The following is a 13,276-nucleotide window of genomic DNA, read 5'->3' as shown; positions in this document are numbered from 1 at the left end:
CCCCCAACGCAGGAATTCATCAAAAGCGGCCGCAGCTTACCCCATCACCGCCCCGCTGCCACCCTGTCGCTTTGGTGACTTGTGCCAGAGCACGCGCCATGTAGATTGAGGATCCGATTGCGGGCATATTGCTACCGTACTCTGCATCAACCCGGCACCGTCTCCCCATGGACGGCACCAATTGGAGACCACTGTGAAGAAACTGGTTCTCACGGTTCTGGCGCTGATTGTCGTTCTGGGCGTTGTTGTCCTTGTCGGGCCCAGTTTTGTCGACTGGAACAGCTACAAGGCCGAGATCACCCGGACCGTCGAGGAACAGACCGGCCGCCGGCTCGAAATTGACGGCGATATCAGTTTCCAGGTGCTGCCGGCCCCCCGGCTGTCGGTTGAAAAGCTGAAGCTCGCAAATGTCGAGGGCGGCAGCGCCGACACCTTCGTTTCGGCGGGCGCGCTGCAAATCCATGTCGCACTCGCGCCGCTGCTGAGCGGCAAGGTCAAGGTCGCGTCCGTCACCCTGAAAGACCCGGTTGTCGCGCTTGAGCAGTTTCCGGACGGCCGCAACAACTGGACATTCAGCACCCCCGCCAGCAAGCCGGAAGAGACGGCGGGCTCCGCCGGGAACACGAGCGCTGACGGCGGAGGGGATATTGATTTCAGCCTCGATGGCGCTACCATCGCGAACGGCCGCATCTCCTTTTTCGATCACGCAACGGGAGAAACACATAGCGTTGCCGACCTGGATGTCGCCCTCAGTGCCAGCAGCCTGAACGGCCCCTTCAAGCTGACAGGCGATTTCACCTACAAGGACGTCCCGATCACGCTGTCCGCCGCGACCGGCACAATCGACGCCGGTCACGCGACACCGCTGGAGACCATCGTCACCCTCGGCAACAAGGCGGCGGAACTGAGCTATAGCGGCACCCTCGTGCTTGGCGACATGCCACGGCTGATGGGAACCATCAGCGCCACCGGCAAGGATCTGATCTCCGCCGGCGCGGCACTGGCCCCGCTCGGCACGGGCACCGACGCTCTTCCGGCCGCACTGGCCGGACCGTTCAAGCTGTCAGCGAAACTGGAAGCCTCCGCTGAGCGCGCCGTTCTCGATGAGCTTGCCCTGAGCGCGGGCGGACTCTCCGCGAAAGGTGTCGTAACGGCCCTTCTCGCTGGCGGCATAGACGTCGACGCGAGACTGGCCCTGGAACGGTTCGTGCTGGATGACGTGCTGGCAGCACTGGACAGCGGCAAAGAAGCTGGCGGAGCTACACCCGCCGCCACACCGGCCCCCACAAACACAGCCACTGCGAATTTCGCCCTCCCGTCCGGGATCAATGCGGATCTGGTTCTGACAGCCGATGCCGTCGATTATCGCGGCGGGGTCATTCGCCAGCCTCGGCTCGAGGCCTCGCTCGCCCATGGGGCGGCAGTGCTGAAAGTGTTCAGCGCGCAAATGCCCGGAGGCTCCGACCTCAGCCTTTCCGGCACCTTGAAAAGCGCAAGCGGCAGCCCGCAATTCACCGGCCGTGCCGACTTCGTTTCAGACAATCTGCGCGGAACGCTCGGCTGGCTCGATATCGAAATCGACTCCATTGCCGCCGACCGGCTGCGCAAGGGCAGCCTCGGCGCCAACATTACGGCAAGCCCGGAACAGATCCAGCTGACCGACTGGACCATGGATCTCGACAACACCCGGGTCCGTGGCGGCCTTACCCTGCTTCTGCGGGAACGTCCGGCATTCGGCCTGGCGCTGGATCTCGGCAAGATCAATCTGGATGCCTATCTGCCCCCGGAAGATCAGGCGGGAAAGACAACGCCCGTCGCATCCGGCAAACCCGCTTCGTCCGGCCCCTCCCCGATGGAACAGGCTGCGGTTGCCCTGAACAGTTTCGATGCGAATATCCGTATCGGCTTTGACGAAATCACGGTGCGCAAGACCCCGATCATTGGCGGTCAGCTTGAGGCACGCATCCAGAACGGGGCGCTCTCCGTCAGCAAGCTCGCCATCGCCGACCTCGGCGGCGCGAAGGTCACTCTGAGCGGCTCGCTCGCCGGGGCCGTATCGGACCCGAACACGAAATTAGAGTTCCAGATCGATGCCAAGTCGGTAACCCGCCTGGCACGCCTCGCCGGCATTGAGCCGAGCGAGACGCTGCAGCGCATCGGTGCCGCCACATTGAATGGCAGCATCCTCGGCGACCTGTCGGCCCTGACCATCGATGCGACGGCAAAAGCAGCTGGCGCAACGGCGTCGGTCAAAGGCATCCTGCACCCGCTGGCGCAACCGCTGAATGTCGATCTGGCACTCAAACTGCAGCATCCGAGCGTGGACAAGCTCGCAGAAACCCTGTCTCCCGGTGCGATCCCGAAGGACATAACGCTCGGCTCCCTGGCGCTTGCGGCGACCGTAATGTCGGCGCCTGACGGTGCCTATGGCGTCGACGCGACGATGGATCTCGGCGGTGGCCAGCTTGGCCTGAAGGGGACGATCGCTCCCGGTCCCGACCAGACGGCGCTTGCACTCGACACGCGCTATGCTCACCCGGATGTGGTTGCCCTGATACGCGGGTTTTCGCCGGGTTACGCCCCGACCAAGCGCGATCTTGGTCCGGCAACCCTGGTGAGCCGCCTGGAAGGCAATACCGATACTCTGAAGATCAACGGCCTGCGGCTCGGCCTTGGACCGATCTCGCTGACCGGTGATGCCTCGCTCGCCCTGACCGGACCGCGTCCGAAACTGACGTTCGCCGCTGAATCAGGCACCATCGCCATCGATCCCTGGCTACCCAAGGGCAGTGCCGCCCCCGCCGGCGGCGTTGCCCCTGTTGTGCCGGTGAAAAGCAGCTCCCGGACATGGTCGCGAGAGTCGATCGACACATCGGGGCTGCTCGCCGCCGATGCGAATATCAGCCTGAAGGCGGAAAAGGTTCTCTACGGCGCCTATATGCTGGACAAGGTGGACCTGGCGGCGGCGCTGGAGAATGGCGCATTGACCGTGTCCCGCCTGAGCTCCGGTCTGTTCGGCGGAACCCTGAACGGCACGGCCTCCCTGAAACACGGCGCCACGCCATCGGCCGGCCTCACCCTCGCGGTCAAAAACGCCGATGTGAAACAGGCCGCGGCCTCCGCTGCGACCGGCGCGCCCCAGGTCACCGGTACTCTGGATTATGAAACCAGCCTGAACACCACAGGCCGCAGCGAATACGCGCTGGTTTCCGGATTGCAGGGCAGCGGCGCCGTGAAGGTGATCGACGGCAGCGTCGAAGGCTTCGACCTGCCTGCGGTGAGCGAGCAGTTGAAGCAGCTCGACCGCTCCGTCGATTTCCTGGTTCTGGCCCAAAGGGCCATGCAGGGCGGCACGACACCGTTCGAAAGCCTGACCGCGAGCTACAAGATCACCAACGGGGTGCTCCAGTCCGAAGACATCTCGCTCAAGTCGAAGGCCGCCGAGGGCCGCGGCACCGCCGTCGTCAATCTGCCGCCGCAGGAAATGGATGTCCGCACCCAGTTCTGGCTCAGCGAGCATCCGAACTCGCCGCCCATCGGCCTGCGGCTCACCGGGCCACTCGACAATCCGCGCCAGATCCTCGACGCCAACAAACTGCAGTCTTTCGTCCTGCAGCGGGTAATCGAACGCGGCATTCTCAGGCAGTTCAACAAGAGCCCGGACAGCAGCAGCGACGGCACAACCACAACGACGCCTGATTCCGCGCCGAGCCAACCGGTCGAGAAGATCGATCCGCAGAAGGCGCTGCGCGGCGTGCTGAAAGGGTTACTCGGGAACTGACGGTTTTCCGGTCAGCAGTTCAGACAGAACGAACACGCGCAGCGCACTTGAAAGATTGCCGCTGCGCGTTGCATCCACCTCGGAGACGAGACCGTTGATCGAGAGATCCCTGGCAGCGGCAATCTCCTTCAACACATCCCAGAACGCCTCTTCCAGCGATACTGAGGTGACATGGCCGGAGACCGTCACGGTTCGCTTTCGAATGCGGGCCGGATCCGGCATCCCGTTCACCCGTCACGCCGAACGAAATGGGCAACAAGCTCGATATGCGGCGTCCAGAGAAACTGGTCGATCGGGGTGACTTCAACGCAGTCATAACCGCCATCCACCAGCGTCCGCGCGTCCCGGGCAAAAGTCGCCGGATTGCAGGACACATAGACGATCCGCTGCACCTTCGATGCGGCCAGCGCGACCGCCTGCTCCCGCGCACCGGCGCGGGGCGGATCAAGCACCACAGCATCGAACTTGCCGAGCTCCTTTCCGGCAAAGGGGCGCTGGGTCAGGTCGCGCCGCTCGGTCCGGACACGGCCGCCGAGCCTGGCCGCATCGGCGCCAGACCGGATCGCCGCGAGCAGACTATCGTCGCCTTCCACCGCGAGCCGCTCCGCCGTTCCGTCCAGCGCAAGGCACAGGGTGCCGCATCCGGCATAAAGATCGAGCACAGAGCGGGCGCCGTCCGTGCCTTCGCGGACCAGCTCCTGGATCGCCGCTTCGCCATCCACCGTCGCCTGCAGAAAGGCGCCGGGTGGTGGCGCCACGGAAACCGGGCCGAACTTGATCGTCGGCGTGCGGCGCTGGGCCAGCGGCACCGGGTCCGGCAAAGTGTCGCCCTCGGCATGATAAGAGAGCCGGGTCAAATCCTGCTCTTCGGCGAAGGCCGCGAGCCGCTCGCGGAAATCGAGATCGGGATGGTCCGGCAGGCGGAGCAGCAGATCAAGCCCGTTATCCAGCTCGTTCACCACGCAATCGACGGATTGCCCGGACTCCAGCACACCGGCGAAAAGCTGCCGCAGCGGCGTCATCAGGGCGAAGACGGCCGGCCGCAAGACCGGACATTCGCGGATCTCGACAATCCGGTTGCTGCCGCGTTCATGGAAACCGGCGACCAGTTTCTTGCCGGTCATGCGGAGCACGAAATCGGCCCTGCGCCGGGCGCCGGGCGCGCAGGTCCGCAGTGCCGCGACCGGCACCGATCCGAGGCCGGCGCGGCTAAGATATTGCGTCACCTGATCCCGCTTCCATGCCTGATAAGCGCCGGTTTCCAGATGTTGCACGGCGCAACCGCCGCAGATCATGAAATGCTCACAGGCCGGATCGACCCGCTCCGGAGCCGGGTCCACCAGCTCGATCAGATCGCAGGCCACGCCTTCACCACGGTCGGACACCGGGCGCACCCGGACCCGCTCGCCGGGCAGGGCAAAGGGAATGAAAAGCGGACGGGTCTCGCTGACATAGCCGGTCTTGATCTCTGCCTGGGCCAACCCGTCGCCGCGCCCGCCAAGCCGCTCGACCACGACTTCGAGGAGCGGCGTATTCGCTGGATATCCCCGACGTTGTGCCGGCCGTTGTGCCGACCGTTGTGCCGACTTCCCCCGCTTGCTTCTCTGCCGTCCTCGGCCCATAAAGCGCGCCCTTTCTGCATGCGACGTATGGCGCCTAACCACTTCCGGCGGCGCCTGCTATGGTGATGACATGCGACATGCCACGCTGACAACAACCGAACTGCGGAATCCGGCGGGACACAGCCATGCCCGGCGCCGGGTGATTGCGGCTATTTTTGGCATTCTGGCCCTCTTGACCCAGGCCGGGTTCACCCTCGGCGCCTCCGCCGCCCTCACTGCGGCGCCTCCCGGCAGCCTCACGGCGGACCTCGCCGAACTCTGCCTCGGCGCCATCGATGATGCTGCCGGCGGCCGGAAAGACAGCCAGCAGGAAAACGCGCCCGATTGCGGCCTTTGCACGCTCTGCGGCGTGGCGGCCGCCACAACACTGCCCTCCGGCAACCCGGACACGGCCGGGCGGATCTCCGCGGCGGGCCATCTCGCGACCGGGCCGTATCAGGCCGATCGTCAGAGTTTCACCCGGTTCCGCAATCCCCGGGCCCCTCCCGCCTGAGCTTTCAATTCATCTTGATGACAAGCGGCGTCACTGCCGCCGCGCCCCAAAAATTGAAAGACAGATCAATGATCCAGTTTGCAAAAATCGCCACGCGGTTCGCCGCACTCGCCATCGTGACCCTGCCCCTGTTCGGCGGCATTGCCTCAGCCGAAGAGTTCAAGGTGGGCGACATCACGGTCGAACATCCCTGGGCCCGGGCCACACCCGGCCGCGCCAAGAACGGCGCCGCCTTCATGAAATTGGAAAATCACGGCGGGACGGATGACCGCCTGATGGCAGCGTCCGGCGACGTTGCCAGCCGGGTCGAGCTGCACACCCATCTGCATGAGAACGGGGTGATGAAAATGCGGCCGAGCGGCCCTATCACGGTCCCGGCGCACGGCCATGCGATGCTGCAACCCGGTAGCTTTCACGTCATGATGATCGGCCTGAAGGCACCGCTGGTGGAAGGCGAAATGTTTCCGCTAACGCTGACCTTCGAAAAATCCGGCACCGTGACAGTCAAGGTGATGGTCCAGTCCGTTGGCGCAGGCGCCGGTAACAACGCCATGAAGCACGGCATGAAACACGGCCACGGCGTCAAAAAGAACTGATCTTCCCCATTCGGAAAGTGGTCAGGCGGGATCTTCCTGCCTGATCGTTCCCGGACGGGTCGCGATCCAGGTCGCGACAAGCGCCAGAGTGACACCGGTCGCCGCCGCCAATCGCCAGTCCTCCAGCACAAAGCCCCAGAGCAGCGCGAAGGAAAAGCCGATCATCGTCACGGCGGCGATCTTGGCCCGCGGCGGGATCACCCCATGCTCATGCCAGGCGCGCACGCCGCTGCCGAAATGCGGATGGTTGTAGAGCCAGAGATGGAACCGTTCGGAAGAGCGGGAAAAAGCCCAGACCGCAATCAGCAGAAACAGCGTCCCCGGCAATCCCGGCAGCACGATACCGGCAACACCCAGCACTGTGCACAGCATGCCGACGCAAAGCAGCACATAGCGCCAAGGGTCGCATATGGTTTTCGGGGTTTCGCTCAACTCTCGTCTCCGCGCGTTCTGGCTCGCGCGCCGATTATGGTACCGATCCGTTAAAAATTAGTTCGGGCCTGGCATTTTCCTAGAGGCGCCGGGCGAACCATATCACGCGGCCGACGATATTCACTTCTTCAATCGTCCGTTCGTAATCCTGATATCGCGGGCTTTCCGAGCGGATCAGCACCCGTGGCGGGTCGCTGTTGGGAATATATTCGAGCTGCTTGGCAACCAGGCCAATGCCGTCATGCAGCACGAAAATGCCCGGCGGCGAAGGGGCGGTGCGGCTGAGATCGATCATCACCTTGTCGCCGGAATACAGCACCGGCTCCATGGAATCGCCGTCGATGGAAATCACCCGGAGATCCCGGGCCGATGCCCGCAGCTCGTACCGAAGCCAGCCCGCGTCGAAATACCAGTCGTTGCCGCCCGGCTCCTGTTCGAGATTGGCGCCGCCACCGGCCGACGCGGAAATCCGGACTTCCGGAACCGCGACGACTCCCGCCGGATCGACAGACCCGGAGCCGGAAAAAGGCGGCATGATCGCTGAAGGGCCGATTCGGCGCGCCGGAGAAGGCGGAGAAACCGACCCCTGCTCCGGCCGCAGAACAGCCTCGTCGACGCCGAGATGCCGGGCCAGCGCATATCGCACGTCTTCCGGCAACTTCCGTGGCGTTCCGCGATTGATGAATTGATGCAAGTAGGCGTGATTCTTGCCACAAGCCAGCGAGGCCTTCTTCAGATCCGTCGGCGGATCACGATGCGCCACCAATTCCAGGATGCGCTTTCGCTGGAGATCGAGCTTCATAACCGGAACCTAAACTTCCACAATCGGATGATCAAGAGTTTTTTTCCTATTGCCGAATTTTAATCTTTCGCCTAGAACAACCTAAGCGTCAGTGGCAAAGGAATTTTTTGACCGGGAAAATCCGATCTCGTCGCAACTTAACGCTTTCAGCGCAGAAAAGCCACGCCTACACGTTTAACGACGCCTGTTCATCGCGACGCTGATCGGTTCCGATTGGAGGGAGTCAATGACGAGCACGCAGATTGTGCCGGATCCAAAATGGATCAAACACTACCTGAAAGAAGCAGCGGACACTTTGCACCGATTGCCACGGGCATATGGCAAAGCCCGGCTCACAGGATGGCCGGATGTGGCGCAAAACAGCTTTGCGCATGAATTGGCGCCGGGGAGAACACGGCCGGCATCACCAAGCCCGGCGGCCATCGACCGGCTTGATGAAAGCCTCGGCTGGATGTTCGCCTGCGATCAGGAGCAACGGATCGTGGTCTGGGCCCGGGCTTGCGGTGTCGCCTGGCGAAAACTGGAGGATATTGACGGGCGCAGTCACGTCACGCTGCGCCGGATAGAGGACCGGGGACTGGCCGCAATCCGCGACCGGCTTCGGAAAACACCCCCGCCGCACGTTTTTCGCAGGCCCGATTAATCGGTTTTTTCCGATTAATAGAAACATCAATATGTTGATTTTAATGGATTAATTACGAATATCCTCTAAGTCAACATACATACAAATGACGCTCTATCGGAAAAAACCGCTTTACAAGGTTTATAAAATCGGCTAAATACTATTCTATCGTCGGCGCCTTGTGGGAACACCCCGCAGGGCGCCTTTTTTATTGGGTGAAACGCATGGCCGAATCCGCAGCCCGGACACGCAAGAAGCGGCATTTTCTGAAAGCTCTCGCCGAAACCGGAAATGTCAGTGAAGCCGCCCGCAAGGCGCGGCTCGATCGCAGTAATGCCTATCAGATAAGACGTCAGGATCAGGCCTTCGCCGACGCCTGGGACGACGCACTGGACATGGCCGTCGACCTGCTTGAGGCCGAGGCCCGAAGCCGGGCCGTCGAGGGCGTGGAACAACCGCGTTTCCATCAGGGCAGGATCTGCGGGACGGTCCGGAAGTACTCCGACTCGCTCCTGATGTTCCTATTGCGGGCACACCGCCCGGAAACTTTCCGGGAGGGCCGAGATGCCGGATCAGAAGACCTCGAGCGCCACCTCAAGGGAGCCAAGGAAAAACTCGCCGCCCGCCTCAAAGCCCTCTCTCCACCCGCAACCCTACCGGATGATGAGTCCGATGGAACGGACCCGGTTCCTGAGCGGGATCAGTGACGCCGAAGCCGCCCTTCTGCTGTACGACTGGTCGTTCTGGGCGCGCGAAAAACAATTGCCGCCGGCCGGAGATTGGCGTGTCTGGCTGATCCTGGCGGGCCGCGGTTTCGGGAAAACCCGAACCGGCTCTGAATGGATCAGAGCCGCGCTCGAAAGCGGCCGCTGCCAGCGCGCAGCCGTCATTGGGGCGACCGCCGGCGATGTCCGCGACGTCATGGTCGAAGGCGAAAGCGGCCTGCTGGCCATTGCCCCGCCATGGGAACGGCCACACTACGAGCCATCGAAGCGCCGGTTGACCTGGAAGTCCGGCAGCATCGCGACCTTGCTCTCGGCCGACGATCCGGACCAGGTGCGCGGACATCAGTTCGACATGGCCTGGGCCGACGAAATTGCCGCCTGGCCCCAGCCCGAAGCCTGGCACAACCTGATGATGGCCCTGCGGCTCGGCACCCGACCGCAATGCATTGCAACCACGACACCGCGTCCGAAGGACTGGCTGAAGCGTATCGCGGAGGCTGACGGCACAATGCTGACCCGGGGCCGCAGCACGGAGAACCGTCTCAACCTTGCCCCGGGTTTCCTGGCCGCCATGGAAAGTGCCTATGGCGGCACCCGGCTTGGACGGCAGGAACTCGACGGTGAATTCCTGACCGATGTGCCGGGTGCACTGTGGCGCCGGGAGCGGCTGGAAGCCGCCCGCTTGGCCCCGGGAGAACAACCCGCTCTGGACCGCATCGTGGTCGCGATCGATCCGGCGGCAAGCCACCATTCCGCCTCGAACGAGACCGGCATCCTGGTCGCCGGTCGCGCCGCCGAGACCGCTTTTGTCCTGGAGGATCTTTCCGGACGGCTTGCCCCGAACGACTGGGCGGCCCGCGCCATCGACGCCTATCACCGGCATGCAGCGGATCGCATCGTCGCCGAGGTCAATCAGGGCGGAGACATGGTGGAGCAGGTGCTGCGCAGTGTCGATCCGTCCGTACCGCTGCGCCTGGTGCGTGCCAGCCGCGGCAAACAGACCCGGGCCGAGCCGGTTGCGGCCCTCTACGAACAGGGCCGCGTCCATCATATCGGCCGCCTTGATTTGCTTGAGGATCAGATGTGCAGCTTCACCGGGGCTTCGGGCGGCAATGGCTCACCCGACCGGGTGGATGCGCTTGTCTGGGCCCTGACGGAGCTCTTGTTGAGCCGAAACCGGACTCAGACCGGGCAATTCCTGGTTTGAGCCCAATCGAACCGAACCTGAACGCTTGGCCTTTGGGCCAGCCACTTGAGGCCAACCACTTGAGGCCAGCCACTTGGGGAGGTGGGAGATGCCTGTAATCACGTACCTCGAAACAAGCGTCGGGCCCGGCACCGGGCAACCGCACGATATAGCTCTCGTTCAGGCCCTGCTCGCCCATATCAAGGACCTGTTCGGACAACCCTACTGGCCAGGCGGGATCGATGGCTTCGCCAGCGATGCGCTGCTGGATGCCATCAACCGTTTTCAGGAGGAGTTCGGCCTGCTCGACGACGCCGGTGACGATATCCGCGCGGTGATCTCGCCGGCCTCCGTGACATTCCAGTGCCTGCGGGAAACAACGGCCCCTGTCCTCGCCGGTCTGCACGCCGTGACCGGCACCCCTACTCTGTATGTTCCGCCCCGCTGCAGCGAGCAGGTCCTGGGGGTGATGACCACGAAACTGCGCAGCCTGGGCTACCAGGGCAATGCCGTCCTGGGCCGGCGGCTGGCAGCCCTGGCCGAACGGGTCTTCGACAGGCACCGCTTCCTGATCAGGTTTCCGGTACCGGAAGACCGCAGTACCGGAACACAGCGTGTCCGGGTCCATTTTCACGGCCTGAAATGGCTGACCGAACAAGGACGGCTGACGTCCTCGGAGCAGCCGCACAGCCCGGTTCCAGACGCCATCTGGTCCCTCGTCGCAGCGGAAACCCGACCTGTCGGGGGGCTGACGCCGGAACAGATAGACTATGCCGGCTGCCGGGAACTTTGGCTCAGGCATGACGGATAAGTATACCGCAGAAAGGCCAAAAAATGAGTTCCGACGTCGCAACACCGAATGCCGCCTATCAGGATATGGCCACCGATTGGGAGCTGATCCACGACCTGCTCGGCGGCACCCGCATCATGCGGCAGCGCGGAGAAAAATGGCTGCCCCGGGAGCCCGGAGAGACACGAGAAGCCTATACAATCCGGCTGAACCGGAGCGTGCTGTTCAACGGATTGCAGCGCACGATCCAGACCCTGCTCGGAAAACCGTTCCACCGGCCTGCCAGTCTGACCGGCACGCCGCCCGACGCCCTGACGGCGCTGACGGACAATGTCGATCTGGGCGGCCGCAACCTCACGGTGTTCGCCCGCGATGTGATGCAGGCTGCATTGACCGATGGCCTCACGCATATCCTGGTCGACCATCCCCGGATCGGGGAGGGCGGAAAGGATACCGCCCGGCCCTATCTCGTTCATATACAGGCGCCGGACCTGATCGGCTGGCGCGGTCAGGAGAGCGGCATCGGCAGCGCCCTGACGCGGGTCCGCATCCGCGAGACCGTCAACCGGACGTCCGGCACATGGGAAGACAAGACCGAACGCCAGATCCGGGTGCTCTATCCCGGCCGCTTTGAAATCTGGCGGCGCGGTGTCGACGGTCACGGCCCCTGGCATCGTGACGATGCCGGGGACAGCAGCCTCGACTGCATCCCGCTGGTCACCATCTATGCCAACCGGGCAGGCTTCATGACGGCCCACCCGCCGCTGATGGATCTGGCCTGGCTCAATCTGGCGCACTGGCAATCGGCAAGCGATCAGCGCCACATCCTGCATGTGGCCCGGGTACCGATCCTGTTCGGGCGCAATCTGACCCTGCCCGAGGACGGCCTGGCGCTTGGGCCCAACCGGATCGTCACCGGCGAAGGAGAAAGCGCGGACCTGCGCTTTGTCGAGCATAGCGGCGCCGCCATCGCCGCCGGCCGGCAGGACCTGATCGATCTGGAGGATCGCATGGCGGTCATGGGTCTCGATCTCATGACCCGGCGCGGCGGGGCCGGATCGACAACGGCGACGGCGCGGGCCATCGACGCGGCGGAAAACACCACATCCCTGCTCGGCCTGATTCATGCCGTCGAGGACGGGTTGACCACCGCATTCGGCTTTATGGCGGACTGGCTCGGCGTTCCAAGGAGCGAGGCGGGACGGGTCGCACTGCATGGCAAGGAATCGTCCGATCTCCCGACCAGTTGATCAGGAAACCCGTTGCAACCCATTGATTGCAGTGGCATTGCCCTGCAATGAAATCGTCTTTACCGATTGATAACCTCATTCGGGTATTACTTGGGCGAGTTAGAGGAGTAGCGCTTTGCCTAGGTATATGAAAACGCCGTACAGCATCGAATCGCGCCGCGCACCCAATGCGGGTGCGAAGAATGGTGCCAAAAGCAATCTCAGCGGCAAAAACACCAATGGCGCCAGGAATGCGCTGGTTGCCGAGAGTGTCGTCACCGCCGCCGAGGTCGATCTGTCCGAAGTCATGAATGCGATCCGCGATCTGGAACGCAAGATCGATGGGCACCGGCCTGCGGCGTCAGATACCGCAGCAGCAGAATCCGCAGCGGCAACGGCTGCAGCCAATGTCGGTCAGCAGGACCAGAAGATCGACGAGATCCGGACCGAGATCGCCGAGATCGCCGGTCGTATCCAGGCCACCAAGGTCGAAATCGCCGCTCTGCGCCATCCACTCTCGAACGAGGACAAGTTCGAGTCGGCGACGGAGGAGCTCAGCGAGATCGTGCGCCAGACCGAGACCGCGACCGACGGGATCATGAACTCCGCCGAGAGAATCGAGGAAGTCGTCGCCGATCTTTTGACGGTCACCCAGGACGAATACGCGAACTCACGCCTTGGCGACATCGCGGATCTGATCACGGGGATATACGAAGCCTGTAACTTCCAGGATCTGACCGGCCAGCGCATCAACAAGGTGATCAAGGTTCTCAATTACATCGAGGAACGGGTCGACGCGATGATGGCGACCTGGGATATCCGCGAATTCCAGACCATGCCATTGCCGGAAGACATTACCCGCAAGGACGAGGATCTGACCCTGAGCGGCCCGATGGCGGAAGGCCAGGCGATCTCGCAGGACGAAATCGACGCCCTGTTCGACTGACGCTTTTCCTTCCAGGACTTTTCCAAAACGCCCCGCTCAGCGGGGCGTTTTT

At 63.2% G+C, this 13,276-nt stretch carries 13 protein-coding genes; 9 read left to right on the top strand and 4 right to left on the bottom strand.

Features of this window, described 5'->3' with window-relative positions; genetic code table 11:
* Positions 1 to 193 precede the first annotated feature (193 nt).
* Entirely contained in the window at positions 194 to 3,781 is a 3,588-nt protein-coding gene (locus tag K328_RS0120935; protein ID WP_028467631.1) for an AsmA family protein, read from the top strand.
* On the opposite strand, the gene K328_RS0120930 is transcribed toward K328_RS0120935, so the two are convergent.
* Both K328_RS0120930 and K328_RS0120925 read right to left on the bottom strand, forming a co-directional pair.
* Positions 3,767 to 4,003, bottom strand: a complete 237-nt coding sequence (locus K328_RS0120930; RefSeq protein WP_028467630.1) for a ribbon-helix-helix domain-containing protein — start codon at positions 4,001 to 4,003, stop codon at positions 3,767 to 3,769. The genes K328_RS0120935 and K328_RS0120930 overlap by 15 nt on opposite strands.
* A gap of 5 nt (positions 4,004 to 4,008) precedes the next feature.
* Positions 4,009 to 5,403, bottom strand: a complete 1,395-nt coding sequence (locus K328_RS0120925; protein WP_028467629.1) for a class I SAM-dependent RNA methyltransferase — start codon at positions 5,401 to 5,403, stop codon at positions 4,009 to 4,011.
* Between the two features lie 70 nt (positions 5,404 to 5,473).
* Here K328_RS0120925 and K328_RS0120920 point away from each other — a divergent pair, with 70 nt between their 5' ends.
* Both K328_RS0120920 and K328_RS25285 read left to right on the top strand, forming a co-directional pair.
* Entirely contained in the window at positions 5,474 to 5,896 is a 423-nt protein-coding gene (locus tag K328_RS0120920) for a DUF2946 family protein (RefSeq protein WP_028467628.1), read from the top strand.
* A gap of 68 nt (positions 5,897 to 5,964) precedes the next feature.
* Positions 5,965 to 6,492 carry a copper chaperone PCu(A)C gene (locus tag K328_RS25285; RefSeq protein WP_051285339.1) on the top strand — a complete coding sequence of 176 codons (528 nt, stop codon included), beginning with the start codon at positions 5,965 to 5,967 and terminating at the stop codon, positions 6,490 to 6,492.
* A gap of 21 nt (positions 6,493 to 6,513) precedes the next feature.
* Here K328_RS25285 and K328_RS25280 read toward each other — a convergent pair whose 3' ends face one another.
* Together K328_RS25280 and K328_RS0120905 are read right to left on the bottom strand one after the other, a co-directional pair.
* Complete coding sequence (locus K328_RS25280) at positions 6,514 to 6,924, bottom strand: YbaN family protein (RefSeq protein ID WP_051285336.1); 411 nt, start codon at positions 6,922 to 6,924, stop codon at positions 6,514 to 6,516.
* A 79-nt stretch (positions 6,925 to 7,003) separates the two neighbouring features.
* Positions 7,004 to 7,726 (bottom strand): S24 family peptidase, encoded by a 723-nt coding sequence (locus K328_RS0120905; protein ID WP_028467627.1) that lies wholly within the window; start codon positions 7,724 to 7,726, stop codon positions 7,004 to 7,006.
* Between the two features lie 226 nt (positions 7,727 to 7,952).
* Between K328_RS0120905 and K328_RS25275 the strand changes: the two genes are divergently transcribed.
* From K328_RS25275 to K328_RS26170, 6 genes are all read left to right on the top strand, one after another.
* The gene (locus tag K328_RS25275) at positions 7,953 to 8,369 is read left to right on the top strand and encodes a DUF6362 family protein (RefSeq protein WP_051285334.1); all 417 of its coding nucleotides are present in this window, start codon (positions 7,953 to 7,955) and stop codon (positions 8,367 to 8,369) included.
* A 203-nt stretch (positions 8,370 to 8,572) separates the two neighbouring features.
* Entirely contained in the window at positions 8,573 to 9,055 is a 483-nt protein-coding gene (locus K328_RS25270) for a hypothetical protein (protein WP_051285332.1), read from the top strand.
* A complete protein-coding gene (locus tag K328_RS0120890; protein ID WP_245577621.1) occupies positions 9,021 to 10,280 on the top strand; it encodes a DNA-packaging protein in 1,260 nt (419 codons plus the stop codon). The genes K328_RS25270 and K328_RS0120890 overlap by 35 nt, the downstream gene beginning before the upstream one ends.
* 88 nt (positions 10,281 to 10,368) lie before the next feature.
* Positions 10,369 to 11,070: a hypothetical protein gene (locus K328_RS0120885; protein ID WP_028467625.1), complete on the top strand. Its 702-nt coding sequence runs from the start codon at positions 10,369 to 10,371 to the stop codon at positions 11,068 to 11,070.
* Positions 11,071 to 11,093: 23 nt separating this feature from the next.
* Positions 11,094 to 12,299 carry a DUF4055 domain-containing protein gene (locus tag K328_RS25265; protein WP_051285330.1) on the top strand — a complete coding sequence of 402 codons (1,206 nt, stop codon included), beginning with the start codon at positions 11,094 to 11,096 and terminating at the stop codon, positions 12,297 to 12,299.
* Between the two features lie 115 nt (positions 12,300 to 12,414).
* Positions 12,415 to 13,224, top strand: coding sequence for a protein phosphatase CheZ (locus tag K328_RS26170; RefSeq protein ID WP_156901536.1), 810 nt, complete (start codon positions 12,415 to 12,417; stop codon positions 13,222 to 13,224).
* Positions 13,225 to 13,276: the final 52 nt, after the last annotated feature.

The organism is Nisaea denitrificans DSM 18348 (assembly GCF_000426505.1).
GTDB classification, from domain to species: Bacteria; Pseudomonadota; Alphaproteobacteria; order Thalassobaculales; family Thalassobaculaceae; genus Nisaea; species Nisaea denitrificans.
This window is presented reverse-complemented; position numbering and strand designations above follow the sequence as displayed.

Coding starts and splice junctions, on each gene's coding strand:
- K328_RS25275 (WP_051285334.1), top strand. CDS start 7,953: ATGACGAGCACGCAGATTGTGCCGGATCCAAAATGGATCAAACACTAC.
- K328_RS0120905 (WP_028467627.1), bottom strand. CDS start 7,726: ATGAAGCTCGATCTCCAGCGAAAGCGCATCCTGGAATTGGTGGCGCAT.
- K328_RS25270 (WP_051285332.1), top strand. CDS start 8,573: ATGGCCGAATCCGCAGCCCGGACACGCAAGAAGCGGCATTTTCTGAAA.
- K328_RS0120930 (WP_028467630.1), bottom strand. CDS start 4,003: ATGCCGGATCCGGCCCGCATTCGAAAGCGAACCGTGACGGTCTCCGGC.
- K328_RS0120890 (WP_245577621.1), top strand. CDS start 9,021: ATGGAACGGACCCGGTTCCTGAGCGGGATCAGTGACGCCGAAGCCGCC.
- K328_RS0120925 (WP_028467629.1), bottom strand. CDS start 5,403: ATGGGCCGAGGACGGCAGAGAAGCAAGCGGGGGAAGTCGGCACAACGG.
- K328_RS25265 (WP_051285330.1), top strand. CDS start 11,094: ATGAGTTCCGACGTCGCAACACCGAATGCCGCCTATCAGGATATGGCC.
- K328_RS0120885 (WP_028467625.1), top strand. CDS start 10,369: ATGCCTGTAATCACGTACCTCGAAACAAGCGTCGGGCCCGGCACCGGG.
- K328_RS25285 (WP_051285339.1), top strand. CDS start 5,965: ATGATCCAGTTTGCAAAAATCGCCACGCGGTTCGCCGCACTCGCCATC.
- K328_RS0120920 (WP_028467628.1), top strand. CDS start 5,474: ATGCGACATGCCACGCTGACAACAACCGAACTGCGGAATCCGGCGGGA.